The organism is Halomonas terrestris (assembly GCF_049166755.1).
GTDB lineage: Bacteria > Pseudomonadota > Gammaproteobacteria > Pseudomonadales > Halomonadaceae > Halomonas.
Genome location: NZ_JBMHFZ010000020.1, coordinates 54,109 through 81,065 on the forward strand (window position 1 = coordinate 54,109; position 26,957 = coordinate 81,065).

38 protein-coding genes are annotated in these 26,957 nt (G+C 65.0%); 3 read left to right on the plus strand and 35 right to left on the minus strand.

Annotated features, from left to right (window positions below):
* Positions 1-7 precede the first annotated feature (7 nt).
* Positions 8-1,879 (minus strand): putative bifunctional diguanylate cyclase/phosphodiesterase, encoded by a 1,872-nt coding sequence (locus ACOMD9_RS16830; protein ID WP_421417140.1) that lies wholly within the window; start codon positions 1,877-1,879, stop codon positions 8-10.
* Between the two features lie 228 nt (positions 1,880-2,107).
* Here ACOMD9_RS16830 and fabA point away from each other — a divergent pair, with 228 nt between their 5' ends.
* Both fabA and fabB read left to right on the plus strand, forming a co-directional pair.
* The gene (fabA, locus tag ACOMD9_RS16835; RefSeq protein ID WP_421417141.1) at positions 2,108-2,623 is read left to right on the plus strand and encodes a 3-hydroxyacyl-[acyl-carrier-protein] dehydratase FabA; all 516 of its coding nucleotides are present in this window, start codon (positions 2,108-2,110) and stop codon (positions 2,621-2,623) included.
* 13 nt (positions 2,624-2,636) lie between these two features.
* Positions 2,637-3,854, plus strand: coding sequence for a beta-ketoacyl-ACP synthase I (gene fabB / locus ACOMD9_RS16840; protein WP_421417142.1), 1,218 nt, complete (start codon positions 2,637-2,639; stop codon positions 3,852-3,854).
* Positions 3,855-3,925: 71 nt separating this feature from the next.
* Here fabB and ACOMD9_RS16845 read toward each other — a convergent pair whose 3' ends face one another.
* The 4 genes from ACOMD9_RS16845 to ACOMD9_RS16860 form a co-directional block, all read right to left on the minus strand.
* Positions 3,926-4,687, minus strand: coding sequence for a lysophospholipid acyltransferase family protein (locus tag ACOMD9_RS16845; RefSeq protein ID WP_421417143.1), 762 nt, complete (start codon positions 4,685-4,687; stop codon positions 3,926-3,928).
* Positions 4,684-5,577, minus strand: a complete 894-nt coding sequence (locus ACOMD9_RS16850; RefSeq protein WP_421417144.1) for a sugar nucleotide-binding protein — start codon at positions 5,575-5,577, stop codon at positions 4,684-4,686. The genes ACOMD9_RS16845 and ACOMD9_RS16850 overlap by 4 nt, the downstream gene beginning before the upstream one ends.
* A 52-nt stretch (positions 5,578-5,629) precedes the next feature.
* Entirely contained in the window at positions 5,630-6,220 is a 591-nt protein-coding gene (gene ssb / locus ACOMD9_RS16855) for a single-stranded DNA-binding protein (protein ID WP_421417145.1), read from the minus strand.
* A gap of 69 nt (positions 6,221-6,289) precedes the next feature.
* Positions 6,290-7,684, minus strand: coding sequence for an MFS transporter (locus ACOMD9_RS16860; RefSeq protein WP_421417146.1), 1,395 nt, complete (start codon positions 7,682-7,684; stop codon positions 6,290-6,292).
* Positions 7,685-7,847: 163 nt separating this feature from the next.
* Between ACOMD9_RS16860 and uvrA the strand changes: the two genes are divergently transcribed.
* Positions 7,848-10,718, plus strand: coding sequence for an excinuclease ABC subunit UvrA (gene uvrA, locus ACOMD9_RS16865; protein WP_421417147.1), 2,871 nt, complete (start codon positions 7,848-7,850; stop codon positions 10,716-10,718).
* 94 nt (positions 10,719-10,812) lie between these two features.
* Here the strand turns inward: uvrA and rplQ are convergent, their stop codons facing one another.
* The 30 genes from rplQ to ACOMD9_RS17015 form a co-directional block, all read right to left on the minus strand.
* Positions 10,813-11,205: a 50S ribosomal protein L17 gene (rplQ, locus tag ACOMD9_RS16870; RefSeq protein WP_421417148.1), complete on the minus strand. Its 393-nt coding sequence runs from the start codon at positions 11,203-11,205 to the stop codon at positions 10,813-10,815.
* A 39-nt stretch (positions 11,206-11,244) separates the two neighbouring features.
* Complete coding sequence (locus tag ACOMD9_RS16875) at positions 11,245-12,243, minus strand: DNA-directed RNA polymerase subunit alpha (RefSeq protein ID WP_421417149.1); 999 nt, start codon at positions 12,241-12,243, stop codon at positions 11,245-11,247.
* Positions 12,244-12,326: 83 nt separating this feature from the next.
* Complete coding sequence (rpsD, locus tag ACOMD9_RS16880) at positions 12,327-12,947, minus strand: 30S ribosomal protein S4 (protein WP_421417150.1); 621 nt, start codon at positions 12,945-12,947, stop codon at positions 12,327-12,329.
* Positions 12,948-12,959: 12 nt separating this feature from the next.
* Positions 12,960-13,346, minus strand: a complete 387-nt coding sequence (rpsK, locus tag ACOMD9_RS16885; RefSeq protein WP_009723883.1) for a 30S ribosomal protein S11 — start codon at positions 13,344-13,346, stop codon at positions 12,960-12,962.
* Between the two features lie 39 nt (positions 13,347-13,385).
* The gene (gene rpsM / locus ACOMD9_RS16890; protein WP_282720203.1) at positions 13,386-13,742 is read right to left on the minus strand and encodes a 30S ribosomal protein S13; all 357 of its coding nucleotides are present in this window, start codon (positions 13,740-13,742) and stop codon (positions 13,386-13,388) included.
* A gap of 125 nt (positions 13,743-13,867) precedes the next feature.
* Positions 13,868-13,981, minus strand: a complete 114-nt coding sequence (gene rpmJ / locus ACOMD9_RS16895; RefSeq protein WP_008959154.1) for a 50S ribosomal protein L36 — start codon at positions 13,979-13,981, stop codon at positions 13,868-13,870.
* A gap of 33 nt (positions 13,982-14,014) precedes the next feature.
* On the minus strand, positions 14,015-15,346 hold the full coding sequence (gene secY, locus ACOMD9_RS16900) for a preprotein translocase subunit SecY (protein WP_421417151.1): 1,332 nt from the start codon (positions 15,344-15,346) through the stop codon (positions 14,015-14,017).
* A complete protein-coding gene (gene rplO, locus ACOMD9_RS16905; RefSeq protein ID WP_421417152.1) occupies positions 15,347-15,781 on the minus strand; it encodes a 50S ribosomal protein L15 in 435 nt (144 codons plus the stop codon).
* Between the two features lie 3 nt (positions 15,782-15,784).
* Positions 15,785-15,967, minus strand: coding sequence for a 50S ribosomal protein L30 (gene rpmD / locus ACOMD9_RS16910; RefSeq protein ID WP_110285358.1), 183 nt, complete (start codon positions 15,965-15,967; stop codon positions 15,785-15,787).
* A 5-nt stretch (positions 15,968-15,972) separates the two neighbouring features.
* Complete coding sequence (gene rpsE, locus ACOMD9_RS16915; RefSeq protein WP_421417154.1) at positions 15,973-16,473, minus strand: 30S ribosomal protein S5; 501 nt, start codon at positions 16,471-16,473, stop codon at positions 15,973-15,975.
* Positions 16,474-16,485: 12 nt separating this feature from the next.
* Positions 16,486-16,836, minus strand: coding sequence for a 50S ribosomal protein L18 (rplR, locus tag ACOMD9_RS16920; protein WP_102626746.1), 351 nt, complete (start codon positions 16,834-16,836; stop codon positions 16,486-16,488).
* A 9-nt stretch (positions 16,837-16,845) separates the two neighbouring features.
* Positions 16,846-17,376, minus strand: coding sequence for a 50S ribosomal protein L6 (gene rplF / locus ACOMD9_RS16925; RefSeq protein ID WP_421417155.1), 531 nt, complete (start codon positions 17,374-17,376; stop codon positions 16,846-16,848).
* A 9-nt stretch (positions 17,377-17,385) separates the two neighbouring features.
* Positions 17,386-17,778 carry a 30S ribosomal protein S8 gene (gene rpsH / locus ACOMD9_RS16930; protein ID WP_421417156.1) on the minus strand — a complete coding sequence of 131 codons (393 nt, stop codon included), beginning with the start codon at positions 17,776-17,778 and terminating at the stop codon, positions 17,386-17,388.
* Between the two features lie 32 nt (positions 17,779-17,810).
* On the minus strand, positions 17,811-18,116 hold the full coding sequence (gene rpsN / locus ACOMD9_RS16935; protein WP_102626749.1) for a 30S ribosomal protein S14: 306 nt from the start codon (positions 18,114-18,116) through the stop codon (positions 17,811-17,813).
* Positions 18,117-18,126: 10 nt separating this feature from the next.
* Positions 18,127-18,666, minus strand: a complete 540-nt coding sequence (gene rplE / locus ACOMD9_RS16940; RefSeq protein ID WP_421417157.1) for a 50S ribosomal protein L5 — start codon at positions 18,664-18,666, stop codon at positions 18,127-18,129.
* 18 nt (positions 18,667-18,684) lie between these two features.
* Entirely contained in the window at positions 18,685-19,002 is a 318-nt protein-coding gene (gene rplX / locus ACOMD9_RS16945) for a 50S ribosomal protein L24 (RefSeq protein ID WP_102626751.1), read from the minus strand.
* Between the two features lie 14 nt (positions 19,003-19,016).
* Entirely contained in the window at positions 19,017-19,388 is a 372-nt protein-coding gene (rplN, locus tag ACOMD9_RS16950; protein WP_238978573.1) for a 50S ribosomal protein L14, read from the minus strand.
* Between the two features lie 39 nt (positions 19,389-19,427).
* Positions 19,428-19,688, minus strand: a complete 261-nt coding sequence (gene rpsQ, locus ACOMD9_RS16955; RefSeq protein ID WP_421417173.1) for a 30S ribosomal protein S17 — start codon at positions 19,686-19,688, stop codon at positions 19,428-19,430.
* Between the two features lies 1 nt (position 19,689).
* The gene (gene rpmC / locus ACOMD9_RS16960; RefSeq protein WP_010626474.1) at positions 19,690-19,881 is read right to left on the minus strand and encodes a 50S ribosomal protein L29; all 192 of its coding nucleotides are present in this window, start codon (positions 19,879-19,881) and stop codon (positions 19,690-19,692) included.
* Positions 19,881-20,294 carry a 50S ribosomal protein L16 gene (rplP, locus tag ACOMD9_RS16965; protein WP_110285363.1) on the minus strand — a complete coding sequence of 138 codons (414 nt, stop codon included), beginning with the start codon at positions 20,292-20,294 and terminating at the stop codon, positions 19,881-19,883. The genes rpmC and rplP overlap by 1 nt, the downstream gene beginning before the upstream one ends.
* Before the next feature lie 15 nt (positions 20,295-20,309).
* Positions 20,310-21,008, minus strand: coding sequence for a 30S ribosomal protein S3 (gene rpsC / locus ACOMD9_RS16970; protein WP_421417159.1), 699 nt, complete (start codon positions 21,006-21,008; stop codon positions 20,310-20,312).
* Positions 21,009-21,019: 11 nt separating this feature from the next.
* A complete protein-coding gene (rplV, locus tag ACOMD9_RS16975; protein WP_097790618.1) occupies positions 21,020-21,352 on the minus strand; it encodes a 50S ribosomal protein L22 in 333 nt (110 codons plus the stop codon).
* 18 nt (positions 21,353-21,370) lie between these two features.
* On the minus strand, positions 21,371-21,646 hold the full coding sequence (gene rpsS / locus ACOMD9_RS16980; protein WP_009098993.1) for a 30S ribosomal protein S19: 276 nt from the start codon (positions 21,644-21,646) through the stop codon (positions 21,371-21,373).
* A 33-nt stretch (positions 21,647-21,679) separates the two neighbouring features.
* Positions 21,680-22,510: a 50S ribosomal protein L2 gene (rplB, locus tag ACOMD9_RS16985; protein ID WP_421417163.1), complete on the minus strand. Its 831-nt coding sequence runs from the start codon at positions 22,508-22,510 to the stop codon at positions 21,680-21,682.
* Positions 22,511-22,527: 17 nt separating this feature from the next.
* The gene (gene rplW / locus ACOMD9_RS16990; RefSeq protein WP_421417164.1) at positions 22,528-22,824 is read right to left on the minus strand and encodes a 50S ribosomal protein L23; all 297 of its coding nucleotides are present in this window, start codon (positions 22,822-22,824) and stop codon (positions 22,528-22,530) included.
* Complete coding sequence (gene rplD / locus ACOMD9_RS16995) at positions 22,821-23,426, minus strand: 50S ribosomal protein L4 (RefSeq protein WP_421417166.1); 606 nt, start codon at positions 23,424-23,426, stop codon at positions 22,821-22,823. The genes rplW and rplD overlap by 4 nt, the downstream gene beginning before the upstream one ends.
* A 14-nt stretch (positions 23,427-23,440) precedes the next feature.
* A complete protein-coding gene (gene rplC / locus ACOMD9_RS17000; RefSeq protein ID WP_421417167.1) occupies positions 23,441-24,079 on the minus strand; it encodes a 50S ribosomal protein L3 in 639 nt (212 codons plus the stop codon).
* A 164-nt stretch (positions 24,080-24,243) separates the two neighbouring features.
* Positions 24,244-24,555, minus strand: coding sequence for a 30S ribosomal protein S10 (gene rpsJ, locus ACOMD9_RS17005; RefSeq protein WP_021819602.1), 312 nt, complete (start codon positions 24,553-24,555; stop codon positions 24,244-24,246).
* A gap of 164 nt (positions 24,556-24,719) precedes the next feature.
* Positions 24,720-25,913 (minus strand): elongation factor Tu, encoded by a 1,194-nt coding sequence (tuf, locus tag ACOMD9_RS17010; protein WP_421417168.1) that lies wholly within the window; start codon positions 25,911-25,913, stop codon positions 24,720-24,722.
* Between the two features lie 29 nt (positions 25,914-25,942).
* On the minus strand, positions 25,943-26,957 hold a 1,015-nt coding region (locus tag ACOMD9_RS17015; protein ID WP_421417169.1), incomplete at its 5' end, for an elongation factor G.

Here is a 26,957-nt window from a genome sequence, read left to right on the forward strand (position 1 = left end):
CGCCGGGCTAGGCCGGCACCTCGACCGCCACCCGAGCCCCATCGGGCGCCCCCCCGGACGAGTCGTGGTCCTGCCACTGAGCCTCGAGCATTTCCGCCGGCAGGGGGCGGGCATAGAGAAAGCCCTGCACCAGCGAGCAGCCCGCCGCCTTCAGGAAGTCGCGCTGGGCGATCGTCTCCACCCCCTCGGCGATCACCTCGAGCTCGAGCCCCCGGGCCATGGCCAGCACCGCGCCGACGATGGCGGCATCGGCCCGGTCGTCGGGCAGCGCCTTGATGAAGGCCCGATCGAGCTTGAGCTTGTCCAGCGGCAGCTTCTTGAGGTAGCCCAGCGAGGAGTAGCCGGTGCCGAAGTCATCGATGGCGATGGGGTGGCCCCGCTCGCGCAGCACGCCGAGGCGTGGCGAGATATCGCCGGCCCGCTCGTCGAGCAGCACCGACTCGGTGATCTCCAGGCCGAGCATCCCGGCCGGCATGTCGTGCCGGGCGAGCCCGGCGGCGAGCGCCGTCTCCAGCTCTCCCTGGAACATCTGCAGCGCCGAGACATTGATCCAGACCGGCACCTCGGGCATGCCGAGGCGCCGCCAGCGCGCCAGTTGCGACAATGCCTGGTCGATCACCCAGTTGCCCAGTGAGGCCATCAGCCCATGGCGCTCGGCCAGGGGAATGAAGTCCGCCGGGGAGATCATCCCGTCCCGCGGGTGCCGCCAGCGTAGCAGGGCCTCGAGCCCCACCAGGGCGCCATCCGCCAGGTGGTGCTGTCCCTGGTAGTGGAGCTCCAGCTGGGTGCCGGTCGCCAGGGCGTTGCGCAGCTCGTTGACCAGCCCCAGCTGGGGACTGTCCTGGACGTCCAGGGCCGGCCGGAAGCGCTGGCTGTGGTTGCGCCCGTGGCGCTTGGCGGAATACAGCGCCGACTCCAGCCGCTGGAACAGCACGCCGGACTCCCGGCCGTCCTCGGGCGCCCGGCAGCTGCCGATGGTCAGGCCGAAGCGCAGGGTGTTGCCCTCGATCTCGAAGGGCTCCCCCAGGTGAGCCTGGAGGCCGGCGATCCAGTGGTCATGGTCATCGAAGGTGGTGGTGCGGATCACCATGAACTCGTCGCCACCCAGTCGCCCCACCACGCCACCGGCCACGTGACCGGCGAGTCGCTGGCCGAAGCGTGCCAGCAGGCGATCGCCCATCTCCACCCCCAGGCCATCGTTGATCGACTTGAAGCCGTCGATGTCGATCAGCGCCATGTCCAGGCTCTCGCCGGCCCGCAGGTGGCGCAGCCGCGAGTCGAGCAGGTCGTGCAGGCGACGGCGGTTGGGCAGGCCGGTGAGCGGATCCTCGAAGCCGATGCGGCGCAGGTCCCGCTCGCGGGCCTTGTGCATCGAGATATCGGTGAACAGGCAGACATGGTGGGTGATCCTCCCCCGGTCGTCGCTCACCGTCCGGACCCGCAGCCACTCGGGATACTCGTCGCCGTGCTTGCGGCGGTTCCAGATCTCCCCCTCCCAGCGCCCGGTGCTGCGCAGGGTCTGCCAGTAGCGCTCGAAGAAGGCCTTGTCATGACGCGGGGCGGAGAGGGTGGTGGCGTTGCGTCCCAGCACCTCTTCGGCGGTGTAGCCGGTGATGCGGGTGAAGGCGGGGTTGACCGCCTGGATGCGATTGTCGGCGTCGGTGATGATCACGCCGTCCTCCGACAGGGCCAGGGCGTCCTGGCCCAGCCGGGCACGCAGGTGTTCCTGCCGAACCTGGCGCCAGGCATCCATCAGGCCCAGCGCCACCAGGGAGGCGGCCGCCAGGCGCAGGGCCACACCGGGCAGCCAGACGCTCGCCGAGAGGGCGGCGAGGCCGGTCCAGAGCAGGGGGCGGTTGAGCGAGAAGGCTGGCCACATGGGGAAAGGCTCGACTCGGGAAGTTGGGTGAGGTCGCGCCCGGCGCGGGCGGTTCGCTACCACCGGTATCGGCAGCAGCCGCTACAACTGTAACCCGTCACGGGCGAGCGAACTTCAACGCGGCGGGCCGACGTGCATTCCCGGGCCACGGACAGTAGACTAGTCGAGCCGCCAGGCGGCAGCATGCCGTTCGCGGCATACAACAATTTCGACTCTCGGAACGACTCAGTGACCAAGCAACACTCCTTTGATCGCGAAGAACTGCTGGCCTGCTCACGCGGCGAGCTGTTCGGCCCCGGCAACGCCCAGCTGCCGGCCCCCAACATGCTGATGCTCGATCGCATCACGCGCATCTTCGAAGACGGCGGCGATCACGGCAAGGGCGAGCTGATCGCCGAGCTGGATATCCACCCCGACCTGTGGTTCTTCGACTGCCACTTCCCCGGCGACCCGGTGATGCCCGGCTGCCTGGGCCTGGATGCCATGTGGCAGCTGGTGGGCTTCTACCTGGGCTGGCTGGGCAACCCCGGCCGCGGGCGTGCCCTGGGCTGTGGCGAGGTGAAGTTCACCGGCCAGATCCTGCCCGACGCCAGGAAGGTCACCTACAAGATCGACATCAAGCGCATCATCACCCGGCGCTTGATCCTCGGCATCGCCGACGGCACCGTGTCCGTCGATGGCCGCGACATCTATCAGGCCAATGACCTGCGCGTCGGCCTGTTCACCTCCACCGCGAACTTCTGATCAGGAGGCTTCCATGCGACGAGTGGTAGTCACCGGCCTGGGCATCGTGTCCTGCCTGGGCAACGACCGGCAACAGGTTCTCGAGGCGCTCAAGGCCGGGCGCTCGGGCATTCGCTTCAAGGAGGAGTACGCCGAACGCGGCTTTCGCAGCCAGGTGGCAGGTGTCGTCGACATCGACCTCGATGCCCTGATCGACCGCAAGCTGCGCCGCTTCATGGGGGATGCCGCGGCCTACGCCTATGTCTCCATGGCCCAGGCCATCGAGGATGCCGGCCTCGCCCCGGAGATGGTCTCCAGCGAGCGCACCGGGCTGATCGCCGGCTCCGGCGGCGCCTCCAGCGCCAACCAGGTGGAGGCGGCCGACGTGATGCGCGAGAAGGGGCTGCGTCGGGTCGGTCCCTACCGGGTCACCCGCACCATGGGCAGCACCGTTTCCGCCTGCCTGGCGACCCCGTTCAGGATCAAGGGGGTCAACTATTCGATCTCCTCGGCCTGCGCCACCTCGGCCCACTGCATCGGCAGCGCCATGGAGCAGATCCAGATGGGCAAGCAGGACGTGGTCTTCGCGGGCGGTGGCGAAGAGGAGCACTGGACCCTCTCGTGCCTGTTCGATGCCATGGGCGCCCTGTCGACCCACTACAACGACACCCCCGACAAGGCCTCGCGCCCCTATGACCAGGCCCGCGACGGCTTCGTCATCGCCGGCGGCGGCGGCATGCTGGTGCTCGAGGAGCTCGAGCACGCCAGGGCCCGCGGCGCGAGGATCTATGCCGAGGTGACCGGCTACGGCGCCACCTCCGACGGCCACGACATGGTCGCCCCTTCCGGCGAGGGAGCCGTGCGCTGCATGCGCCAGGCGCTGGCCACGGTGGATGGCCGCATCGACTACATCAACACCCACGGCACCTCCACGCCGGTGGGCGATGTGGCCGAGCTCAAGGCGATCCGCGAGGTGTTCGGCAACAGTACGCCGGCGATGAGCTCCACCAAGTCGCTGACCGGCCACTCGCTGGGCGCAACCGGGGTGCAGGAGGCGATCTACTCGCTGCTGATGATGGAGCACGACTTCATCGCCGCCTCCGCCAACGTCGAGGCCCTCGACGAGCAGGCCGACGGCTTCGACATCGTCACCACGCGCCGCGACGACGTGAATGTCCAGCGCGTGCTCTCCAACAGCTTCGGCTTCGGCGGCACCAACGCCTGCCTGGTGCTGGAGAAGTTCCGCGACTGATCGGGGTGTCCCGGCCGGCATGCAAGAGGCGCCCCATGAGGGCGCCTCTTGCGTTGCGGGGGCAGTCAGCGTCAGGCCAGGGGCTTCTCGGTGGCCGGCGGGGCGGCCGTGGCCGGGCGCGGTACCTCCGAGATCTCGGCCAGGCGTGCCTCGATCCAGGCCTCCACCTCCACCAGCACCTCCTCGGGGGTGCGCCCGACGGTCTCGATGGGCTCCCCCACCACCAGCGACAGCCGCCCGGGGTTCTTGACCCAGTGGCGCCCCGGCCAGCGCTCGCCGGCGTTATGGGCCACCGGCACCACCGGCTTCCCGGCCCGGCAGGCGATCACCGCCCCGCTCTTGTTGTAGCGCTTGCGGCTCCCCGGCGCCACCCGGGTGCCCTCGGGGAAGATGAGTACCGACAACCCCTCCTCCAGGCGCGTCCTGCCCTGGCTGAGCACCTGACGCATCGCCCTGGCCGGCTTCGAGCGGTCCAGGGCGATGGGATGCAGCAGGCGCAGCCCCCAGCCGAACAGCGGGATATTGAGCAGCTCGCGCTTGAGCACCGTGCACACCGGCGGCTTGATCAACTGCAGGTAGACCGTCTCCCACTCGCACTGGTGGTTGGCGAGGATCACGCAGGGGCCTTGCGGCAGCCGTTCGCGTCCGCTGATCCGGTACCGCACGCCGCAGGCGATGCGGAACCAGGCGATGATGAAGTGATTGTAGAGGTTGAGCAGCCGGTAGCGTTCGCGCAGCGGCAGCAGCGGCGCCACCGGCAGGAACAGCACCCCGCAGACCAGCATGGCCAGGAAGTAGCCGGCATAGAACAGCAGGCTGCGCAGGACATTCATGGACTCTCGTCGACCTCCGTGTCGGGGTGGCAGTGATCATTGGCCCGGCACCAGGCATCCAGCATGCGCCCCAGCTCCAGCCGCCAGGGCTTCTGGTGCACGCCGAACACCTCCAGCACCCGGCGGCAGTTGAGCACCCGGCGCAGCGGCTGGTCATGGTGGTGGTTGAGGGCCCTGACACCGCCCAGCTCCAGGTGCTCGCCACGCCCCTCCAGGCGGGTCGACAGCTGGGTGCGCACCATGGAGACGAAGGTGAAGGCACTGACCGGCTCGGTACCGGCCAGGTGGTAGCTGCCCCAGGCACCGGCCCCGCAGTGCTGCTGCAGCAGCATGCCGATCAGCGCCATGGCCACGGCATCCACCGAGGTGGGACAGAAGGTCACGTCCGACTCGCCGCGCAGCTCGCCACCGGCGACCAGGGTATCGATCAGCTCACCCAGCCAGGCATGGCTTCCCTCCAGGGCGAACAGCGGCCCCAGCCGCACGATCAGGTGCTGCGGGCACTCGGCACGGATGCGATCGCCCGTGGCGACCAGCCGGCGCAGGCTCTCGTCCCGCGGCCGCGGAATGACATGCTCGTCGATCGGCGCCTCGAAACCATCCTCATAGAGCTGGTCGGAGACACACCACACCAGGGGGATACCGACCGCCAGGCAGGCCTCCATGCACGCCTCGACCGCCTCGGCATGGGCGGTGACCGCTGCCGGCTCGGCACTGATCGGCCGCGCCAGGGGCGGGATCACCAGGGCGTCCGGCGCCACGTCCTCGAGACGGCCCGGATCGAGCCGCAGGCCGGCCTCGATGACCAGCTCGGTATCACTGCGCCGGTTGGCCTCCCGGACCAGTGCCAGGCTCAGGCAGTGGCCGGCATCGAGTATCAGCAGCTTCACGGTGTCTCCTTGGGCTTCCGGCACCCCCCGGGCGTCATCATGACCGACTCGTTCAGAACGGGATCTCGTCGTCGAAGTCGTCGAAGCTGCCCGGGTCGGGCGCGCCGTAGTTGCCGCCCTGCTGGCCACCCTGCTGCGGGGCCGGGGCCGGCTGCGGGGTGGGGCGCTGCTGGGGCTGGCCGCCGCCGTAGCCGCCACCCTGCTGGGCCGCCTGGCCATAGCCGCCCTGGGGCCGCTGCTGGCCGCCTGCATAGCCTCCCTGCTGGGCCATGCCGCCGCCCTGCTGGCTGCCGGCGTCACCGCCGCTGCGGGAGTCCAGCATCTGCATGTCGTTGGCGACGATCTCGGTGCTGTAGCGATCCTGCCCGTCCTGGCCCTGCCATTTGCGGGTCTGCAGGCGCCCCTCGATGTAGATGCGCGAGCCCTTCTTGAGGTACTGCTGGGCGATCTCGGCAAGCTTGTTGAACATCACCACCGTGTGCCACTCGGTGCGCTCCTGGCGCTGGCCGCTCTGGCGGTCCGTCCAGGTGTCGGTGGTGGCGAGACGCAGGTTGGCGACCGGGTTGCCGGACGGCATGAAGCGCACTTCCGGGTCCTGCCCCAGGTTGCCGATGAGAATGACCTTGTTGACGCCGCGGGCCATGAGGGACTCCTTGTTGTCGTGAATTCGTGATGGTGCAGAATGATGGCGCCATTGGCGCCCTGTGTCAGATCATACGCCGCTGCGATCCCTTCGTGTATCGATCAACCTCGCCAGGGCCTCCTCGTCGAGGTGCTGGCGATCCACCTTGAGATAGGCCAACCGCTCCTCGGGCACCACCAGCACGTCCTCGACCCCGGCCACCTCGGCGAGATGCACCATCAGCGCCTCCAGCGCATCTCCGTGGTGCTCGTCATCCAGCGCCACCACTTCGCTCGAGAGGTGGCGCGGCGCCGTCATGCCGGCCATCAGCACCAGCCATGCCAGGCCGAGCAGGGTGCAGCCGAGAAATACCGCGGACAGCCCCCACTCCTGGGCCAGGAAACCGCCCAGCACGCCCCCCAGGAAGGCCCCCAGGAACTGGCTGGTGGAGTAGATGCCCATGGCGGTGCCCTTGGCCCCGGCCGGCGCCAGCTTGCTGAGCATCGACGGCAGGGTCGCCTCGAGCAGGTTGAAGGCGATGAAGAAAAGAAGCAGCCAGCCGAACAGCCCCCAGCGCTCCTCGGCGAGGCCGGACAGCCCCCCCAGGCTGAGGGTGATGGCGGCGATCGACAGCAGGCACATCGCCTTCATGCGCCGCTGCTTCTCGGCGACGATCACCAGCGGCACCATGACGGCGAAGGCCAGCAGCATGATCCCCAGGTAGGTCAGCCCATGGCGCCCGGGCTCGATGCCCGCCTCCACCAGCCGGAAGGGCACCGCGACGAAGATCGCCATCAGGATCAGGTGCAGGGCGAAGATCGACAGGTCCATGCGCCACAGGTCGCCGCGGGCGACAACCGCCCGCCACTGGTCGCGGTCGAGCCCCACGTCCCGGTGTCGCAGCCGGCGCGGGGCCGGCGGCACCAGCTTCCACAGCACCCCCAGCCCCAGGCCGGCGAGCAGGGCGGTGAACCAGAACACCGCCGAGAGCCCGAGCCACGCCGACAGCCAGGGTCCCAGCACCATGGCCACGGCGAAGGCCACGCCGATGGAGAGGCCGATGGTGGCCATGGCCGCAGTGCGCACCTGCTCCCGGGTCTGGTCGGCGAGCAGCGCCATGATGGCGGCGGCCACGGCACCGCTGCCCTGCAGGCAGCGTCCCAGGATCACGCCGCCGATGGTGTCCGCCTGGGCGGCGACCACACTGCCGATCAGGAACAGCAGCATCCCGGCGGCGATGACCGGCTTGCGACCGAGCCGGTCGGATACCAGCCCGAAGGGGATCTGCAGCACCGCCTGGGTCAGGCCGTAGACGCCCAGCGCGAGCCCCACCAGCAGCGGCGTGGCGCCACTCAGGTCGTCGGCATGCAGGGCCAGTACCGGCAGCACCATGAACAGGCCCAGCATGCGGGTGGCGTAGAGGCCGGCGAGGCCGGCGATGGCACGCCGTTCGGTGGCTAACAGCAGTCCAGAGACCTTTCGCATAGGGTTATCGGCATTCCGTGAGCGGGCGTCGTCTGCCCGTTGGTGGACCGCACATTCTAGCGGTTCGCCGCCTCGCAGGGAAAGCCGCGCCCCGGCATCGCTTTTGCCGGTGGTGCGGCGGCGGACGTATAATCGAGCTTTTGCCGTGCGTCTCGAGGTGGGAATGGACAGGATTCTGGTCAGGGGTGCCCGCACCCACAACCTCAAGCAGATCGATGTGGAGCTGCCCCGCGACGCCCTGATCGTGGTCACCGGGCTCTCCGGCTCCGGGAAGTCGTCGCTGGCCTTCGACACCCTCTACGCCGAGGGCCAGCGCCGCTACGTGGAGTCGCTGTCCACCTATGCCCGGCAGTTCCTGTCGATGATGGAGAAGCCCGACGTCGACCATATCGAGGGGCTGTCACCGGCGATCTCCATCGAGCAGAAGTCCACCTCCCACAACCCGCGCTCCACCGTGGGCACCATCACCGAGATCTACGACTACCTGCGCCTGCTGTTTGCCCGCGCCGGCACGCCGCGCTGCCCGGAGCACGGCGAGGACCTCGAGGCCCAGACCATCTCGCAGATGGTCGACCAGGTACTGGCGCTGCCCCAGGGCAGCAGGCTGATGCTGCTGGCGCCGGTGGTCAAGGGCCGCAAGGGCGAGCACCTGCAGCTGCTCGCCGAGCTGCGCGCCCAGGGCTTCGTGCGCGCCATGGTCGACGGCCAGGTGCTCGAGCTCGACGACATCGCCCCCCTGGACAAGAACAGGAAGCACGACATCAGCGTGGTGGTGGATCGCATCAAGGTCCGCGAGGGCCTGGCCCAGCGCCTGGCGGAATCCTTCGAGACCGCCCTGAACCTGGCCGATGGCGTTGCCGTGATCCACTTCATGGACGGCGAACAGGACGACCTCAACTTCTCGGCGCGCTTCGCCTGCCCGGTGTGCGGCTACTCCATCGCCGAGCTCGAGCCGCGCATGTTCTCCTTCAACAACCCCGCCGGGGCCTGCCCCACCTGCGACGGCCTGGGGGTGCAGCAGGTCTTCGACCCGGACAAGCTGATCAGCCACCCGGAACTGTCGCTGGCCGAGGGCGTGATCAAGGGCTGGGACCGCCGCAGCGTCTACTATTTCAACCAGCTCCAGGCGGTGGCCGACCACTATCGCTTCACCCTGGAGACCCCCTGGCGGGAGCTGGCCCGCCACGAGCGCGACATCATCCTCCACGGCAGCGGCAGTGACGACATCGCCTTCAGCTACGTCAACGACCGCGGCCGCAAGGTGACCCGCGAGCACCCCTTCGAGGGGGTGCTGCCCAACATGCAGCGCCGCTACCGCGAGACCGAGTCGAGCATGGTGCGCGAGGAGCTGGCCCGCTACATCGCCGTCCAGCCCTGCCCCACCTGCCACGGGTCGCGCCTGCGCAAGGAGTCCCGGCACGTCTACATCGACGACCGCCCGCTGCCGGCGATCGTCCACCTGCCGATCGGCGAGGCCCTGAGCTACTTCAGGAGCCTCGAGCTGCCGGGGCGCAAGGGCGAGATCGCGGTCAAGATCATCAACGAGATCCAGGCTCGCCTGGAGTTCCTGGTCAACGTCGGGCTCGACTACCTCAACCTGGAGCGCAGCGCCGACACCCTCTCCGGCGGGGAGGCCCAGCGCATTCGCCTGGCCAGCCAGATCGGCGCCGGCCTGGTGGGCGTCATGTACATCCTGGACGAGCCCTCCATCGGCCTGCACCAGCGCGACAACGACCGCCTGCTCAAGACCCTCGAGCACCTGCGCGACCTGGGCAACACCGTGATCGTGGTGGAGCACGACGAGGAGGCCATCCGCGCCGCCGACCACGTCCTCGACATCGGACCCGGTGCCGGGGTCCATGGCGGGCGCATCGTCGCCCAGGGCACGCCAGGGCAGATCATGGCCACCCCCGAATCGCTGACCGGCCAGTACCTGGCAGGCACGCGGCGTATCGAGGTCCCGCCCTGGCGCATCCCCGGCAACCCGGAGAAGGTGCTGCGCCTGGTCGGCGCCACCGGCAACAACCTGCAGGACGTCACCCTGGAGCTGCCCCTGGGACTGCTGATCTGCGTCACCGGCGTCTCCGGCTCGGGCAAGTCGACACTGATCAACGGCACCCTGATGCCCATCGCCGCCCGCGAGCTCAACAAGGCCACCAGCCTCACGCCGGAGGCCCACGACCACATCGAGGGGCTGGAGCTGCTCGACAAGGTGATCGACATCGACCAGAGCCCCATCGGCCGCACCCCGCGCTCCAATCCCGCCACCTACACCGGCATCTTCACCCCGATTCGCGAGCTCTTCGCCGGCACCCAGGAGGCGCGCTCGCGGGGCTACAAGCCGGGGCGCTTCTCCTTCAACGTCAAGGGCGGGCGCTGCGAGGCGTGCCAGGGGGAGGGCATGATCAAGGTGGAGATGCACTTCCTGCCCGACATCTACGTGCCCTGCGACGTCTGCAAGGGCAAGCGCTACAATCGCGAGACCCTGGAGATCCAGTACAAGAGCAAGAGCATCCACGAGGTCCTCGAGATGACCGTGGAGGAGGCGCTGGCGTTCTTCAGTCCGGTGCCGGCCATCGCCCGCCGCCTGCAGACGCTGATGGACGTGGGCCTTTCGTACATCCGCCTGGGCCAGAGCGCCACGACGCTGTCCGGCGGCGAGGCCCAGCGGGTCAAGCTGGCCCGGGAGCTGGCCAAGCGCGACACCGGCAAGACCCTCTACATCCTCGACGAACCGACCACCGGGCTGCATTTCGAGGACATCCGCCAGCTGCTCACCGTGCTGCACCGCCTGCGCGACCACGGCAACACCATCGTGGTGATCGAGCACAACCTGGACGTGATCAAGACCGCCGACTGGCTGGTCGACCTCGGCCCCGAGGGCGGCTCCGGCGGCGGGCGCATCATCGCCGAGGGCACGCCGGAACAGGTGGCCCGCCTCGAGATCTCGCACACCGGGCGTTTCCTCAAACCGCTGCTGGAGAGGCAAGCGACGGGCCGCGAGCCACGCGCCGCGAGCACGGCGGAGACCTGAGCTCGAAGCTCGTCTTCCAGCTTCAAGCTCATAAAAAACCGGCCCCTCGAAAGGGGCCGGTTTGGCGTGCCGTGGCCGGAAGGCCGGTCGAGGATCACTCCTCGACGGCGACGTCCTCTTCCTCGACGATCGGACGATCGACAAGTTCGACGAAAGCCATGGGGGCGTTGTCGCCGGTGCGGAAGCCGCACTTGAGGATACGGACGTAACCGCCCGGACGCTCGACGTAACGCGGACCCAGCTCGTTGAAGAGCTTGCCGACCGCTTCCTTCGAGCGAGTGCGGCTGAAGGCCAGACGGCGGTTGGCGACGCTGTCCTGCTTGGCCAGGGTGATCAGCGGCTCGATGACGCGACGCAGCTCCTTGGCCTTGGGCAGGGTTGTCTTGATCACTTCGTGCTCGATCAGCGACACGCTCATGTTCTTGAACATGGCCTGGCGATGCGAGCTGGTGCGATTCAGGTGACGACCACTCTTACGATGACGCATGGTTGTGATTCCTTACCAAACTGGGACTCGAGTCGACGCTCACGCGGAGGCCTTGTCGTCCTTCAGGCTTGCCGGCGGCCAGTTCTCCAGCCGCATGCCCAGGGACAGACCGCGGGCTGCCAGAACGTCCTTGATCTCGTTCAGGGACTTCTTGCCGAGGTTCGGCGTCTTCAGCAGCTCCACCTCGGTGCGCTGGATCAGATCGCCGATGTAGTAGATATTCTCGGCCTTCAGGCAGTTGGCACTGCGGACGGTCAACTCGAGATCGTCTACGGGGCGCAGCAGGATCGGATCGATGTGATCCTCCTCCTCCTCCACTTCCTGTTCCTTGTCGGCTTCCAGGTCGACGAACGCGGCCAGCTGCTCCTGCAGGATGGTCGCGCTGCGACGGATCGCCTCTTCCGGATCCAGGGTACCGTCGGTCTCCAGGCTGATGATCAGCTTGTCGAGGTCGGTGCGCTGTTCGACACGCGCAGCCTCCACGGCGTAGGAGACGCGACGCACGGGGCTGAAGGTCGCATCCAGCTGCAGGCGACCGATGCCACGAGACTCGTCCTCGGCACCGAGACGGGCATCCGCCGGCTCATAGCCGCGGCCACGGGCCACCTTGAGCTGCATCTTCAGCTCGGCGCCCTCGTTGACGTGAGCGATGATGTGCTCGGGATTGACGATCTCGACATCATGGTCGAGGGCGATGTCACCCGCGGTCACGACGGCCGGGCCCTGCTTGTTCAGCGAGAGCACCGCCTCGTCGCGGCTGTGCATCTTGATCGCCACGTCCTTGAGGTTCAGGAGGATCTCGATGACATCTTCCTGGACGCCCTCGATCGCGCTGTACTCGTGATCGACACCGGCGATCTCGGCTTCCACCACGGCGCAGCCGGGCATGGACGAGAGCAGGATGCGACGCAGTGCATTGCCCAGGGTGTGGCCGAAGCCACGCTCGAAGGGCTCGAGCACGATCTTCGCGTGATGTGCGCTGATTTCTTCGACCTTGATGTCGCGAGGACGGAGAAACTCTGTCACTGAACGCTGCATATGAACACCTTTCAGGCTGCCAAACGGATACTCGGTACTCTGCGCCGGGCCCGTGCTGCGGGCCCGGCATCACCCGGAGGCGATTACTTCGAGTACAGCTCGACGATCAGGTTTTCGTTGATGTCGGCAGTCAGGTCACCGCGTTCAGGCAGAGCCTTGAAAGTGCCTTCCATCTTCTTGGCATCGATGTCGATCCAGGCGACATCGCCACGATTGGCGGAGATCGCCAGGGCGTTCTGGATACGCGCCTGGTTCTTCGCCTTCTCGCGCACGGAGACGACGTCACCGGGCTTGACCTGGTAAGAGGCCACGTTGACGGTACGACCGTTCACGGCGATGGCCTTGTGGCTGACCAGCTGGCGTGCCTCGGAACGGGTCGAGCCGAAGCCCATGCGGTAGACGACATTGTCCAGTCGGGATTCGAGAAGCTGCAGCAACACCTCGCCGGTCGCGCCCTTGAGACGGGCCGCTTCCTTGTAGTAGTTGCGGAACTGCTTCTCGAGCACGCCGTACATGCGGCGCACTTTCTGCTTCTCGCGAAGCTGCAAGCCGTAGTCGGAAAGACGCTGACGGCGCTGGCCGTGCACACCCGGAATCTGCTCGGATTTGCACTTCTTCTCGAAGGGAGTGACACCGCTCTTGAGGAAGAGGTCGGTCCCCTCACGACGAGACAGTTTGCACTTCGGTCCAATGTAACGAGCCATGAATCTGTCTCCTTATACGCGGCGTTTCTTCGGCGGACGGCAGCCATTGTGGGGGATGGGCGTCGCGTCGGTGATGCTCTGCACGCGGAAGCCGGCGGCGTTGAGGGCCCGCACGGCGGATTCACGGCCAGGACCGGGGCCCTTGACCAGCACGTCGACGTTTTTCACACCATACTCGGCTGCAGCAGTCGCTGCACGCTCGCTTGCCACTTGAGCAGCGAACGGGGTGCTCTTGCGAGAACCACGAAAACCCGAACCACCGGCAGTCGCCCAGGAGAGAGCGTTGCCCTGGCGGTCTGTGATCGTCACGATCGTGTTGTTAAAAGAGGCGTGGATATGCGCAACGGCATCCACGACCTGCTTTTTAACCTTTTTACGGTTGCTACGCGGGTTAGCCATGTTGATGTCTATTCCTGTCTTTACGCCAGAACGTGCGTGTTATTTGCGGATCGGCTTGCGCGGGCCCTTGCGGGTACGCGCATTGGTCTTGGTACGCTGACCACGCAGCGGAAGACCACGACGATGACGCAGACCACGGTAGCAACCCAGGTCCATGAGACGCTTGATATTCAGCGTGACATCACGGCGCAGGTCACCTTCAACGGTATACTTGCCGACCTCGGACCGCAGGCCATCCAGCTCTTCGCTGGACAGTTCCTGGATCTTGGTGGTCGGCGCGATGCCGGTCGCGGCACAGATCTCCTGAGCGCGAGTACGGCCAATCCCGAAGATATAGGTCAGCGAGATCGCCGCATGCTTGTTGTCCGGGATATTGACGCCTGCAATACGGGCCATCAGCTTACTCCGAAATTTGAGCGGCTTGCTCGATTGGTCATCTACAAAAGGCGCAACAGCATACCCCTTTCCCTACCAGAGGGCAAGGGGCATGCCGGCACCCGGTCTATCACAGCGATCGGGGTTCAGCCCTGACGCTGCTTGTGCCGCGGTTCGCTGCAGATGACGCGCACGGCGCCATTGCGACGAATGATCTTGCAGTTACGGCACATTTTCTTTACGGAAGCTCGAACTTTCATCGTTCCTTCTCCAAAATCGACACGCGCGGCGCGTCAGCGCATGATGCCGCCGCTACCGTAGCCTTTCAGGTTGGACTTCTTCATCACCGACTCGTACTGGTGCGACATGAGGTGCGACTGCACCTGGGCCATGAAGTCCATGATCACCACCACCACGATCAGCAGCGAGGTGCCGCCGAAGAAGAACGGCACGTTCCAGGCCACGATCAGGAACTGGGGCATCAGGGAAACCGCAGTGATGTACAAGGCGCCGAACAGGGTCAGACGGGTCATGACCTTGTCGACATAGCGAGCGGTCTGCTCGCCCGGGCGAATCCCTGGCAGGAAGGCCCCCGACTTCTTGAGGTTGTCGGCGACGTCCTTGGGATTGAAGACCAGCGCTGTGTAAAAGAAGCAGAAGAATACCACCGCCGCGCCGAAAAGCAAGATATACAGCGGCTGACCCGGCCCCAGGGCCTGGGAAGCACGCTGCAGCCACTCCATGCCTTCGCCGGCACCCACCCACTGCCCCAGCGAGGCCGGGAACAGCAGGATGCTCGAGGCAAAGATCGCCGGAATGACGCCGGCCATGTTCACCTTGAGCGGCAGGTAGCTGCTCTGGCCGGCGTACATCTTGTTGCCGACCTGGCGACGCGGGTAGTTCACCGTGATGCGGCGCTGGCCACGCTCGATGAACACCACGAAGGCCACGGTGGCGATCCCCAGCACCGACAGGGCCAGCAGCGGCAGCACGTTCCACGCGCCTTCGTTGCGGGCCAGCTCGAAGGCCTGGCCGACCGCGCCGGGCAGGCCAGCGACGATACCGGCGAAGATCAGCAGCGAGATGCCGTTGCCGATCCCCTTCTCGGTGATCTGCTCGCCCAGCCACATCAGGAACACCGCACCGGTCACGAAGCTGACGATGGCGGTGAAGTAGAAGCTGAAGTCGGCCGTATAGGCGATGCCCTGGCTGGCCAGCCCCACCGACATGCCGGTGGCCTGGATCAGGGCCAGGAGCACGGTGCCGTAGCGGGTGTACTGGCTGATCTTGCGACGGCCGGCCTCGCCCTCCTTCTTGAGCTGCTCGAGATGGGGCGAGACCGCGGTCAGCAGCTGCATGATGATCGACGCCGAGATGTAGGGCATGATGCCCAGCGCCATGATGCTCATGCGCTCCAGGGCGCCACCCGAGAACATGTTGAACATGCCCAGGATGGTGCCCTGCTGCTCCCTGAACAAGGCAGCAAGCTGGTCAGGATTGATACCGGGAACGGGGATGTGGGCACCGATACGGTAGACCACGATGGCGAGGAGCACGAAGCGCAGACGCGCCCACAGTTCACTCAGACCGCTGCCCATCGCCGGCATTTTTCCTGACTTGGCCATTTAGTCCTCTACCTTGCCACCGGCGGCTTCGATCGCGGCACGGGCACCCTTGGTGACCTTGAGGCCGCGGACCGTGACCGCCTTGTTCAGTTCGCCGGAAAGGATCACCTTCGCGTGCTGCGTGGCATCCTTCAGCACGTTGGCCTGCTTGAGGCTGTCCAGGGTGACCTCGTCACCGGCGACCCTGGCCAGCTCGGCCAGGCGGACTTCCTCGGAGACCAGCGACTTCATGGAGGTGAAGCCGAATTTCGGCAGACGCCGCTGCAGCGGCATCTGGCCGCCCTCGAAACCGGGCTTGACGCTGCCGCCGCTGCGCGACTTGAGGCCCTTGTGGCCGCGACCGCCGGTCTTGCCCAGACCGGAGCCGATGCCACGGCCGACGCGCTTCTCGGCGTGCTTGGAACCCGGGGCCGGGCTCAGGCTATTGAGTTTCATGGATTACTCTCCCTCAACACGCACAAGGTAGTTGACCTTGTGGATCATGCCGCGCACGGCAGGGGTGTCTTCCAGTTCGACCGAGTGACCGATGCGGCGCAGCCCGAGGCCTTTCATGGTGGCCTTGTGCTTGGGCAGGATGCCGATGGTGCTGCGGGTCTGGGTCACCTTGAGTGTTGCTGCCATGGTATTCACCCCGTGATCGCTTCGACAGACAGACCGCGCTTGGCGGCGATGTCATCCGGCGACTGCATGGAGGCCAGACCATTGACGGTCGCACGCACCACGTTCACCGGGTTGGTGGAGCCGTAGCACTTGGCCAGGACGTCATGGACGCCGGCCAGCTCGAGCACGGAGCGCATGGCGCCGCCGGCGATGATCCCGGTACCCTCGGAGGCCGGCTGCATGTACACCTTGGAGGCGCCGTGACGGGCCTTGACCGGGTACTGCAGGGTGCCACCGGAGAGGTGCACCTTGATCATGTTGCGGCGCGCCTGGTCCATCGCCTTCTGGATCGCGACCGGCACTTCACGCGCCTTGCCACGACCGAAGCCGACACGACCCTTACCATCGCCCACGACGGTCAGGGCGGTGAAGCCGAAGATCCGGCCCCCCTTGACCACCTTGGCGACACGGTTGACCTGCACCAGCTTTTCCTGCAGATCGCCGCTTTGCTGTTCGTTCTTCGCCATCGTAAAAACCCTTTAGAATTCCAGGCCGCCTTCACGAGCGGCGTCGGCCAGGGCCTTGACGCGACCGTGATACTTGAAACCGGCACGATCGAAGGCCACCTGGGTGATGCCTGCCTGCTTGGCGCGTTCGGCAATCAGCGCGCCCACCTTGGCGGCGGCGTCGGCATTGCCGGTCGCACCCTCGCGCAGGGCCTTGTCCAGCGTGGAAGCACTGGCCAGGACCTTGCCACCATCCGGCGAGATGATCTGCGCATAGATGTGGCGGGGGGTACGGTTGACGCACAGGCGATACACGCCCAGCTCGCGGATCTTGGCGCGAGCGCGGCGGGCACGACGGAGACGAGATTCTTTCTTCGCGTTCATAACCCTGCCTTACTTCTTCTTGGCTTCTTTGCGACGCACCTGCTCGTCGGCGTACCGGACACCCTTGCCCTTGTAGGGCTCGGGCGGACGGAAGGCGCGGATTTCCGCGGCGACCTGGCCGAGCTTCTGCTTGTCCGCGCTCTTCAGCACGATCACGGTGTTCTTGGGCGTTTCCGCCACGACACCGTCAGGCAGCGTATAGTCGACCGGGTGCGAGAAGCCCAGTGTAAGATTGAGCGTCTGGCCCTTTGCCTGGGCACGATAACCGACGCCGTTGATCTCGAGGGTCCTGGTGAAACCCTCGCTGACACCGGTGACCAGGTTCTGGACCAGGGCACGAGTGGTTCCGACCATCGCCCAGCTCTTGGCGGTCTCGCTCGGGGCGAAGGTCAGCTGTCCGTCTTCCTGACCGATCGCCACGTCGGCATGAACGGTCATGGACAGGGTGCCCTGGCCGCCCTTGACGGTCAGCTGGTCGCCATCGAACTTGATGTCGACGCCGCTGGGCACTTTAACCGGATATTTGGCTACGCGGGACATTCCAAACTCCTAGAATACGGTGCAGATGACTTCGCCACCGACACCAGCCTTGCGAGCCGCGCGATCGGTCATCACCCCGTTGGAGGTGGTGACGATCGCGATACCCAGGGCATCGGCGACCTTCGGAAGCGCGTCCTTGCCCTTGTAGGAGCGAAGTGACGGCTTGGAAACCCGCTGGATGTGCTCGATGACCGGCTTGCCCTCGAAATACTTGAGGGTCACGGTCAGCTCGGGCTTGGCATCCTCGGACACCGCGAAGTCGTTGATGTAGCCCTCTTCCTTCAATACGCGGGCCACCTCGACCTTCAGCTTGGAGGACGGCATGGTGACCGTCTCCTTGGTGGCCATCTGCGCATTGCGGATACGGGTGAACATATCCGCCAGAGTGTCTTGCATGCTCATTTACGTTGCGCTCCTGATGATTCTACGTGGCGTTACCAGCTGGACTTCTTCAGCCCGGGCACGTCGCCACGCATGGCGGCTTCACGCAGCTTGTTGCGGCCGAGGCCGAACTTGTTGTAGTAGCCGTGCGGACGACCAGTGATACGGCAGCGGTTGCGCTGACGCACCGGACTGGAGTCGCGCGGCAACTGCTGCAGCTTCAGCGTCGCCTCGAAGCGCTCTTCGTCGGAAGCGTTGACGTCCTGGATGACCGCCTTGAGCTCGGCGCGCTTGGCGGCATACTTCGCCACCAGCTTGGTGCGCTTGAGCTCACGCTCTACCATGCTCTTCTTTGCCATGATCCCACCCTTATTTCTTGAACGGGAAGTTCAGCGCGCTCAGCAGCGCACGACCTTCTTCATCGGTGTTGGCGGTGGTGGTGATGGTGACATCCAGACCACGAATCCGGTCGATCTTATCATACTCGATCTCCGGGAAGATGATCTGCTCACGCACCCCCATGGAGTAGTTGCCACGACCGTCGAAGGACTTCGGGTTGAGACCACGGAAGTCACGAACGCGGGGGATCGCGATATTCACCAGGCGATCGAGGAAGTCCCACATGCGCTCGGAGCGCAGGGTCACCTTGATCCCGATCGGCCAGCCTTCACGCACCTTGAAGCCCGCGATGGACTTGCGCGCCTTGGTCACCAACGGCTTCTGACCGGAAAGCTTCTCCAGGTCGCCGATGGCATTCTCGATCAGCTTCTTGTCGCTGGTCGCTTCGCCGATACCCATGTTCAGGGTCACCTTGGTGATCCGGGGTACCTGCATCACGTTGGCGTAGCTGAACTGCTCTTTGAGTTGAGCCACCACCTCGTTCTGATAACGTTCTTTCAAGTTCGCCATTTTGCTACCCGACTCGCGTTAGGCGTCGATCTGCGTCTGCGTCGACTTGTAGATACGTACCTTGGTACCGTCTTCCTTCACCTGGAAGCCGACGCGATCCGCCTTACCGGTCTCCTGATTGAAGATGGCAACATTGGACGCGTGAATCGGAGCCTCGCGCTCGACGATACCGCCCTGCTTACCCGCCATGGGGTTGGGCTTGGTGTGACGCTTGATCATGTTCACACCGGACACGACGAAGCGTTCGTCCTTGAGGACGCGCTTGACCGTGCCACGCTTGCCCTTGTCCTTTCCGGCGATGACGACCACTTCGTCGTCACGTTTGATCTTTTGCATATCCGCCTCGCTCCTTACAGCACTTCGGGCGCCAGGGAAATGATCTTCATGAACTTCTCGTTGCGAAGCTCACGAGTTACCGGCCCGAAGATACGGGTACCGATCGGCTGCTCGTTGGTGTTGTTCAACAGAACCGCCGCATTTCCGTCGAAGCGGATCAGCGAGCCGTCGGAACGACGAACGCCGCTGCGGGTGCGAACCACCACCGCCTTGAGGACCTGGCCCTTCTTGACCTTGCCACGCGGGATGGCTTCCTTCACCGTGACCTTGATGATGTCACCAACCCGGGCGTAGCGGCGGTGTGAACCGCCCAGCACCTTGATGCACTGCACCCGGCGCGCTCCGCTGTTGTCGGCGACATCCAGCATTGTCTGAGTCTGAATCATCGGTTTTCTCCAAACCTAATCTGACTGCTCTCGCCGAGCTCAGCCCTTGGCCTGCTCGACCACCTCGACCAGCGTCCAGGCCTTCTTCTTGGACAGCGGACGGCACTCCTCGATGGAGACGGTGTCGCCGGCCCTGGCCTGATTCGCCTCGTCATGGGCGTGCAGCTTGGTGGAGCGCTTAACGTATTTGCCATAGATCGGGTGACGCTCACGGCGCTCGATCATCACGACGATGGACTTGTCCATCTTGTCGCTCACCACCTTGCCGGTGAGCGTACGGGCTTTCTTCTCTTCGGCCATCTCAGTCACCTGCCTTCTCGTTGAGCACAGTCTTCACGCGGGCGATGTCCCGACGGACCTGCTTGAGCAGATGAGTCTGGCTCAGCTGGCCGGTGGCCTTCTGCATGCGCAGGTTGAACTGCTCGCGGAGGAGTTCGAAGAGCTGCTCCTGGAGCTGCTCGACTGACTTTTCACGAATTTCCTGGGCTTTCATCACATCACCGTCCGTTTCACAAAGGTGGTGGACAGGGGCATCTTCTGGGCGGCGAGGGAGAAGGCTTCACGGGCCAGCTCCTCGGGAACGCCTTCGATCTCGTACAGGACCCGACCCGGCTGGATCTGTGCGACCCAGTACTCGACGGAGCCCTTGCCCTTACCCATACGGACTTCGAGCGGCTTCTTGGAAATCGGCTTGTCGGGGAACACGCGGATCCAGATCTTGCCGCCACGCTTGACGTGACGGGTGATCGCACGACGGCCGGCTTCGATCTGGCGCGCCGTGATGCGGCCACGACCGGTTGCCTTGAGGCCGTATTCCCCGAAGCTCACCTTGCTTCCGCGATGTGCCAGGCCACGGTTGCGGCCCTTCATCATCTTGCGGAATTTCATACGCTTAGGCTGTAACATCGACTCGCTCTCCCCTTACCTGGAACCTTTCTTCTTGGAGGGCGCGGCCTGCGGCTGTTTCGCCTTGGCGCGGACCTCTTCGATGCCCCCGAGGATTTCACCCTTGAAGACCCAGACCTTGACACCGATGATGCCGTAGGTGGTCTTGGCCTCGTAGGTGGCGTAGTCGATGTCCGCACGCAGGGTGTGCAGCGGGACACGACCTTCCCGGTACCACTCGGTACGAGCGATTTCCGCGCCGCCCAGGCGACCGGAGAGCTGCACCTTGATGCCGCCGGCGCCCAGACGCATGGCGTTCTGCACGGCGCGCTTCATGGCGCGCCGGAACATCACGCGACGCTCGAGCTGGCCGGCGATGTTCTGCGCGACGAGCTTGGCATCCAGTTCCGGCTTGCGGACTTCCTCGATGTTGACGTGCACGGGCACGCCCATCATCGCGGTGACCTCGCGACGCAGCCGATCGACGTCCTCGCCCTTCTTGCCGATCACGATGCCCGGACGGGCAGTGTGAATGGTAATGCGGGCGTTGTTCGCCGGACGCTCGATGTGGATGTGGCTCACGGAGGCGTTCTTCAGGCGATCCTCGAGGAAGCGACGCACTTCGAGGTCGTTGTTGAGCTTGTCGGCATAGGCGCCGCGCTCGGCATACCAGACGGAGGTATGGTCCTTGACGATACCCAGCCGGATGCCTGTTGGATTGACTTTCTGACCCATCTGGTCGACTCCTACTTCTCGGCTACCTTGACGGTGATGTGGCAGGTGCGCTTCAGAATGCGATCCGCACGGCCCTTGGCGCGCGGACGGATGCGCTTGAGCGTCATGCCCTCATCGACGCAGATGGTCGAGACACGCAGCTCGTCGATATCCATGCCGTTGTTTTCTTCCGCGTTCGCGATGGCGGACTGAAGCACCTTCTTGACCAGCTTGGCAGCCTTCTTCGGTGAGAAGGTCAGCAGGTCCAGCGCTTCGGCGACCGGCTTACCGCGCACCTGGTCAGCCACCAAACGGGCCTTCTGGGCGGATAAACGAGCGCCACGCAGCTTAGCTGTGACTTCCATCTCTCAATCCTCTCTGGCTTACCGTTTGGCTTTCTTGTCCGCCGCGTGACCGCGATAGGTGCGGGTGGCAGCGAATTCGCCCAGCTTGTGGCCAACCATTTCCTCGGAGACATGCACCGGGACATGCTGGCGACCGTTATGGACTGCAATGGTGAGCCCGACCATGTTGGGCAGGATCATGGAACGACGCGACCAGGTCTTGATCGGTTTGCGGTCGTTCTTCTCCACTGCAGCCTCAACCTTCTTCAGCAGATGAAGGTCAATGAAGGGACCTTTCTTCAGTGAACGTGGCACAGCCGTTACCTCTTAATGTCTTGGCGTAAGTTCTCAGTTCCGCGCCTTGCGGCGACGGACGATCAGCTTGTCGGTGCGCTTGTTCTTGCGGGTCTTGTGGCCCTTGGTGGGGACGCCCCACGGGGTCACCGGGTGACGACCACCGCTGGTACGGCCTTCGCCGCCACCGTGCGGGTGATCCACCGGGTTCATGGCCACGCCGCGAACGGTCGGACGCACACCTCTCCAGCGCTTCGCACCGGCCTTGCCAAGCTGACGCAGGCTGTGCTCGGAGTTGCTCACTTCACCCAGGGTCGCACGGCACTCGGCCAGCACCTTGCGCATCTCGCCGGAGCGCAGGCGCAGGGTGGCGTAGTTGCCTTCACGGGCGACCAGCTGGGCGCTGGTGCCGGCGCTGCGGGCGAGCTGGGCGCCCTTGCCGGGCTTGAGCTCGATGCAGTGCACGGTGGAACCCAGCGGGATGTTGCGGAGCGGCAGGGCGTTGCCCTTCCTGATCGCCGCATTGACGCCGGACTCGAGACGGTCGCCCGCGCTCACGCCCCTGGGGGCGATGATGTAGCGACGCTCGCCGTCGAGGTACTTCAGCAGCGCGATATGGGCGCTGCGATTCGGGTCATACTCCAGACGCTCGACGACGGCAGGGATGCCATCCTTGGTGCGCTTGAAGTCGATGATCCGATAGTGCTGACGGTGGCCACCGCCCACGTGACGGGTGGTGATGCGACCGTTGTTGTTACGCCCACCGGAGCGAGACTGCTTCTCGAGCAGCGGCGCATAGGGCCGGCCCTTGTACAGCGCCTCGCCGACGATCTTGACGACGTGGCGACGACCGGCGGATGTGGGTTTAGTCTTGACGATTGCCATGATCCGTACTCCTGCCCTTATTCGGCGCCAGAGAAGTCTTCAAGGGTTTCGCCGGCGGCCAGTGTCACGTAGGCCTTGCGATACCCCTGGCGATGACCCAGACCCTGCGCGGTGCGCTTGGTCTTGCCCTTCATGTTCAGCACCTGAACGCGGTCGACCTTCTTGCCGAACAGCGCCTGCACGGCCTTCTTGATCTCGGGCTTGGTCGCGTCGCTGGCCACCTTGAACACGTACTGGTTGCGTTCGGCAGCCATGGCGGCCTTCTCGGTCACGTGCGGACCCAGCAGGACCTTGAATACACGCTCCTGGTTCATGCCAGCTTCTCCTCGAATTTACGCAGGGCGGAGACGGTGACCAGCACCTTGTCGAAGGCGACCAGGCTCACCGGATCGGCGGCCGCCACGTCCACCACATCCACGTTGGGGATGTTGCGGGCGGCGAGGTAGAGCTTCTCGTCGACCTCTTCGGTGACAATCAGCACCTTCTCCAGGTCCAGCTCCTTGAGCTTGGCGACCAGCTGCTTGGTCCTGGGAGCATCGACGGTGATCTCGTCGACCGCGACCAGGCGCTCCTGTCGCACCAGCTCTGAGAGGATGGAGCGCATCGCCGCACGATACATCTTGCGGTTGACCTTCTGGCTATGGTCCTGGGGACGAGCCGCAAAGGTCACGCCGCCGCTGCGCCACAGGGGCGAGCGGATGGTGCCGGCACGGGCACGACCGGTGCCCTTCTGGCGCCACGGCTTCTTGCCACCGCCGCGCACGTCGGAACGGTTCTTCTGGGCGCGGGTACCCTGGCGACCACCGGCCAGATAGGCGGTGACGACCTGATGCACGAGCGCTTCGTTGAATTCTTTGCCAAAGGTGGCGTCGGACACTTCGACGGTACCCGCGCCTGCAGCAAGATTCAGATTCATCGGTATTATCCTCTTCAGCCAGCTTTCACGGCGCTGCGCACGACGACGTCACTGCCGGTGGCACCGGGAACGGCACCCTTGACCAGCAGCAGGTTGCGCTCGGCATCGACGCGGACGACCTCGAGGCCCTGGACGGTGCAACGCACGTTGCCCATCTGGCCAGCCATTTTCTTGCCCTTGAACACGCGGCCCGGGGTCTGGCACATGCCGATGGAACCCGGTGCGCGGTGGGACAGGGAGTTGCCGTGGCTGTTGTCCTGGGTGCGGAAGTTCCAGCGCTTGACGGCGCCCTGGAAGCCCTTGCCCTTGGAGGTGCCGGTCACGTCGATCATCTGACCAGCTTCGAAGAGGGATACGGTGAGTTCGCCGCCCACTTCCGGAGCCTCGTCGCCTTCTGCCAGGCGAAACTCCATCAGTGAACGACCGGCCTCGACACCTGCCTTGGCGAACTGCCCGGCCTGGGCTTTCGACAGATGCTTGGCCTTGCGGGAGCCGGTTGTCACCTGAACCGCGGCGTAGCCATCGCTGTCGACGGACTTCACGCGTGTCACGCGGTTGGGCTCAACCTCGATCACGGTCACGGGCACGGATGCGCCGTCCTCGGTGAAGACGCGGGTCATCCCGGCCTTCCTACCGACCAAACCGATAGTCATTCTCAGTCTCCTTTAGTGTACGGGGCTATCACCCGCTATGGCTGCCCTTTCCAGAGCATTCCACTAGCACGTTGTATGACGCCATCCCGGCGTGGCGGCTGCTGCTCATGCCAGCTCTTCAAGAAGAGACGATGAGCGCTGGGCCGCGAGTGTCTAGTGTGGTATCAGTCGAGCTTGATCTGCACGTCCACGCCGGCGGCGAGGTCGAGCTTCATCAGGGCATCAACGGTCTTTTCCGTGGGTTCGACGATGTCGAGCACCCGCTTGTGGGTACGGATCTCGTACTGGTCGCGCGCGTCCTTGTTGACGTGCGGCGAGATCAGCACGGTGTACCGCTCGCGATTGGTCGGCAAGGGAATCGGACCACGAACCTGGGCGCCGGTACGCTTGGCGGTCTCAACGATCTCCGCAGCGGACTGGTCGATCAGGCGATGGTCGAAGGCCTTCAACCGAATGCGAATCTTCTGGTTCTGCATTTGCCCTAAACTCCAATGGATCTCGACGGCGCGAGCCGTCCACCCACGCATTCAAAGGATGCGCATTATAGGCACGCCCGCCACGAGTGTCAATCACTCGCCGCGGTGCGCAGAAAGGGGGCTCCTTCCGGAGCCCCCTTCGATCGATCCAGCAGCCCGCGGGCTTACTGAACGATCTTGGCCACGACGCCGGCGCCGACGGTACGACCGCCCTCGCGGATGGCGAAACGCAGACCCTCGTCCATGGCGATCGGGGCAATCAGGGTGACAACCATCTTGACGTTGTCGCCCGGCATGACCATCTCGACGCCTTCCGGCAGTTCACAGGTACCGGTGATGTCGGTGGTACGGAAGTAGAACTGCGGACGGTAGCCCTTGAAGAACGGGGTGTGACGACCACCCTCCTCCTTGGACAGCACATAGACTTCGGCCTCGAAGACGGTGTGCGGGGTGATGGTGCCCGGCTTGGCCAGGACCTGGCCACGCTCGACCTCGTCACGCTTGGTGCCGCGCAGCAGGGCGCCGACGTTCTCGCCCGCACGACCTTCGTCGAGCAGCTTGCGGAACATCTCGACGCCGGTCACGACGGTCTTGGTGGTGTCCTTGATGCCGACGATCTCGATCTCTTCGCCGGCCTTGATGATGCCGCGCTCGATACGACCGGTCACCACGGTGCCGCGGCCGGAGATGGAGAAGACGTCCTCGATCGGCATCAGGAACGGCTGGTCGATGGCGCGCTCCGGCTCCGGGATGTAGTCGTCCAGGGCCTTGATCAGGTTGGCAACGGCGGTGGTGCCCATGCCGTTGTCGTCCTTGCCTTCCAGGGCCATCAGGGCGGAACCGGTGATGATCGGGGTGTCGTCACCCGGGAAGTCGTACTCGCTGAGGAGTTCGCGCACTTCCATCTCGACCAGCTCGAGCAGCTCCTCGTCGTCGACCATGTCGGCCTTGTTCAGGAACACGACGATGTACGGCACGCCGACCTGACGGGAGAGCAGGATGTGCTCGCGGGTCTGCGGCATGGGGCCGTCGGCGGCGGACACCACCAGGATGGCGCCATCCATCTGGGCCGCACCGGTGATCATGTTCTTGACGTAGTCGGCGTGCCCCGGGCAGTCGACGTGCGCGTAGTGGCGCTCCTCGGACTGGTACTCGACGTGAGAGGTGGCGATGGTGATGCCGCGCTCACGCTCTTCCGGAGCGTTGTCGATGGTGTCGAACTCGCGCCAGTCGCCACCGAACACCTCGGCGGAGACACGGGTCAGGGCCGCAGTCAGAGTGGTCTTGCCGTGGTCGACGTGACCGATGGTGCCGACGTTGACGTGCGGTTTGGAACGTTCGAATTTTTCCTTAGCCACTGCTATAACCTCTTTACGTTAGCTAACGGTTACCCGTTCTGGTTGATGACGGCTTCAACGACGCTGGACGGCGCCTCTTCGTAATCCGCAAACTCCATGACGTAGCTTGCGCGGCCCTGGGTCTGAGAACGCAGATCGGTCGCGTAACCGAACATCTCAGCCAACGGAACCCGGGCGCGGATGACCTTGCCGGTGGGCGAGTCATCCATGCCTGATACCAGGCCACGGCGGCGGTTCAGGTCGCCCATGACGTCACCCATGAAGTCCTCGGGGGTCACGACCTCGACCTTCATCACCGGCTCCAGGAGCACGGCCCTGGCCTTCTTGGCGCCTTCCTTGATAGCCATGGAAGAGGCGACCTTGAACGCGGTCTCGTTGGAGTCCACGTCGTGGTAGGAACCATCGTACAGCGTAACCTTGACGTCGATCATCGGATAGCCCGCGATGACACCGTTCTGCAGCTGCTCGTAGGCCCCCTTCTCGACGGCCGGCACGTATTCCTTGGGAACCACGCCACCGACGATCTCGGAAGCGAATTTGAAGTGCATGTCTTCATCTTCGCCCTTGTCCGCTGCGGTCAGCGGCTCGATGCGCAGCCAGACATGACCGTACTGGCCACGACCGCCGGACTGACGCACGAACTTGCCTTCCTGCTCGACCGTGCCGCGGATGGTCTCGCGGTAGGCCACCTGCGGCTTGCCGATGTTCGCCTCGACCTTGAACTCGCGCCGCATGCGGTCGACGAGGATGTCCAGGTGCAGCTCGCCCATGCCGGAGATGATGGTCTGGCCGGTCTCCTCGTCGGTGCGAACCTGGAAGGAGGGATCCTCCTGGGCCAGCTTGCCGAGGGCCACGCCCATCTTCTCCTGGTCGGCCTTGGACTTCGGTTCCACGGCCACGGAGATCACCGGATCCGGGAACTCCATGCGCTCCAGCACGATCTTGTCGTTCAGGTCGCACAGGGTGTCACCAGTGGTGACGTCCTTCAGGCCGATGCAGGCGGCGATGTCGCCGGCACGCACTTCCTTGATCTCCTCGCGGGAG